The sequence below is a fragment of the Butyricicoccus sp. AM78-15b2TA genome (assembly GCF_027665985.1).
GTDB classification, from domain to species: domain Bacteria; phylum Bacillota; class Clostridia; order Oscillospirales; family Butyricicoccaceae; genus Agathobaculum; species Agathobaculum butyriciproducens.
In genome coordinates this window covers 330-3,439 of the sequence record NZ_JAQEHY010000047.1, presented here as the reverse complement: position 1 = coordinate 3,439, position 3,110 = coordinate 330, and the positions used below count along the sequence as shown (strand labels likewise).

General features: G+C 51.6%; 2 protein-coding genes. Both read left to right on the top strand.

The window, feature by feature from the left end; genetic code table 11:
- A partial coding sequence (locus PGS25_RS15470; RefSeq protein ID WP_270419411.1) for an S-layer homology domain-containing protein occupies positions 1-1,377 on the top strand: 1,377 nt, incomplete at its 5' end.
- A gap of 49 nt (positions 1,378-1,426) precedes the next feature.
- On the top strand, positions 1,427-3,110 hold a 1,684-nt coding region (locus tag PGS25_RS15465), incomplete at its 3' end, for a DUF6531 domain-containing protein (protein ID WP_270419410.1).

Sequence of the window (3,110 nt, the reverse complement as noted above, 5' to 3'; positions counted from 1 at the left end):
ACGATTCCCGACCTGTCCGCGCTGAATAACCTTATCTCGCTTTCGGCGTGGCAATGCGGATTGACCGGCACGATTCCCGAAACGCTGTACTCGCTTTCTGGTTTGCAGATTTTAGACTTGTCTGAAAACAAGCTGGAAGGCGAAATCTCTGCCGGTATTGCTAATCTGGCAGACCTGCAATATCTCGCGCTGGACACGAACCCTCTGCGCGGTGTCTTACCGGACGCATTTACGCAGACTGCGTTGACCGAGATTCATTTGGAAAACACTTATTTGCGCGGTTTTGTTCCTGCTACGCTCAAAGCACGGCATGACGCAGGTGCAAAGGTGTATCTGAACAATAACTACATGACCGGCGCTGTCTTAAAGGATATGCCGAACAACAGCGGCAACTTTACAGATGGTGCAGCAAGTGAACAGCATCAGCTTGCCGGCACTCGTTCCACGGTTACTGTCAGCAAGGACGGCACGGTAAATCTGTATGCGCTGCTGCTGAACAAGTCGCTGACTACCGGCAGCACGGCAAAGGTGCTGCTTAGACCGGACGAGTATGTTGTCACCTTCGATGATACCAAGGTGCAGGTTACTGCGGATAGCAGCGGTATCTATGTGAAGGCATTGACGGATATTCCGCTGAATACGAATTTCAGTATCACAATCCAAATCAAGGACAACACCGGCTCTGAATATTCCAAGGTGAAGCTGACCCTCACTACTGATGTTACCAGCGGTGGCGGCGGTGGTATCGGCGGCGGTGGCGGCGGCACACCTGCAACGCCCAAGGCAGAACACAAGCTGTATATTAACGGCTTTACCGATGGTATGTTCCATGCCGAACGCAATATCACCCGCGAACAGACCGCGAAAATGCTGATTGACGCGCTGGAAAAGGAAACTGCCGAACCGGAGCAGTCCTCGTATACCGATGTTGCCAATAACCGCTGGTCGTATCGCTGGGTAGAAGCAGCGTCCAAGGAAGGCTACATGGTCGGCTACAACGGCGGCGTGTTCAAACCGGAATCTGCAATCACTCGTGCAGAGATGGCAACAGCCTTGTCGCGTATCGCAGCGAAGGAAGGCTTGATTATGAACGGCAGTACCAAGACCTTCTCTGATGTGGCAGACGGCAAATGGTACAGCAGCTATATTCGTCAAGCGGTGCAGTACGGCTTAATCAGCGGCTATACGGACGGCACCTTCCGACCGGAGCAGTACATCACCCGCGCTGAAACCGTAACGATGATAAACCGTATGCTCGGCAGAAACTATGAAACGGCAACCGAACTGCACAGCATGGCTTGTCCGTTCCCCGATGTCAGCCAGAGCAACTGGGCGTATGGCAACATCATGGAAGCCGCTATCACGCACAAGCACTGATAGAAAGAATTAGAAACGGAAGAACTCCTGAATAGTTGGAGGTAAACTTATGAAGAAAGCATTAGTCCGCAGAGTAGTTTCTCTGTTCCTGTGCTTTTGCATGGTGATTGGATTCGTGCCAATCATTGACGCGCAGGCAGCAGAAATCAAGGGCGGCACATTCGACCCGCATACCGGTTATCTGGAACTGGAATTTGGGTATCAGCTTACGCAGTATGTGAATATCAATGTCTATGTCCGCAGTCCTTCGGACGATGGATTGAAGAAAGAATTTGTCGGCTCGATTGTAGAGAATTACCTTCTCTCCGGTGCAAACGATGTTAAAGCATGGCTTCCCGAAGATTCACCGGACACTATGGTATCGCCCTACACACCGGCAACCAAAACGGACGGCGGTTTGGTAAAACTGTCCGAAGACGGCATTTATCAAGCAGACAAGAACTTTGCCGGTGAAGATATTGAGCCGGTATCCATGATGAAGCACACGCTTATATGGGACGGCTCTCTTGATGGTATCCCGATCATCGGTCCGAATCTGGACGAAGATGTGTTTTATCTGACTGTTGAAATTGAACCGCTCGGCAGACCGGATAAGAATGTCGAGTGTACCGGCAGTGATGATAGCCACACGCACGGTCAGAACTACACTTGGCCGCAGAAGCAGGAGAACGGCAAGAAAAAGTTTGCTGTCAGCACCGAACTGCTGGTAGACTACCGTGATTATGTTGTCGGTGAAGACGGCACGGCGGCGTTCCTCATGCTGGAAGGCAGCTTGTCCGATGAAGTACGCAAGAAGCTGTACGAGCAGTTTGTCAGCGGCAGTCTGGCGTGCAATGAATTGACCGGTTTCCCCGAACTGGAAGGCTTGGTGCTGGACTACCAGAACCTTGACCCTGTAAACATGGTAACAGGTGCATACAACTTCATGTACGAGGACTTGAAGCTGGAAGGCATTATCCCGCTGACCTTCCTTCGTGTTTACAACTCGCGCTACGACAAGGGTGCGCTGGGTACTGGCTTTACGCACAGCTATGACTATTCGCTCATCAATGACCGTGGTATTATCCGTGTGACAATGCCTGGCGGTGAGGAGCAAATCTTCCTTACGCTCCGTGGCGGCGGCTATGATTCTCTGGCAGACAGCGGCTTTGTTCTGGAAGATGCGGCAGGCGGCTACCGCATGACGCACGAGGACGGCGCAGCGTTCATTTTCTCGAATGACGGCAAGCTGCAAACCATCTCTAATCCCGATGGTACGCAGGTAGCACAGCTTACCTACAACGGCGATGAACTGACCGGAATTGACGGCATTGCAGGCAGCTATACGCTGGCATGGTCAAACGGACATATTTCGTCCGTGACCGATAACGCAGGCCGCACCGTATCGTATGAGCATGACAACGATCTTCTGACCGGCGTTACCAATGCGGACGGTGATACGCTGCACTATACCTACGATGGCGACGGCTATCTGAACAGTGCTACCGACTTTGAAGGCGAAGTCTATATTAAGAACGAGTATGACGGCATAGGCCGTGTGGTAAAGCAGACATTTATCAATGCGGACATTCCCACTGTTTCTAACGTTTCCTATGACGATGAAGCGCGTGTTACGACCTGTGTAGATGCTAATGGGCTTGAAACGCGCTACTACTACGATAACCACCGCAACATTCAGAAAATCGGAACAGTTATCGACGGCACGGAATACACCACCGCCAACACCTATGACG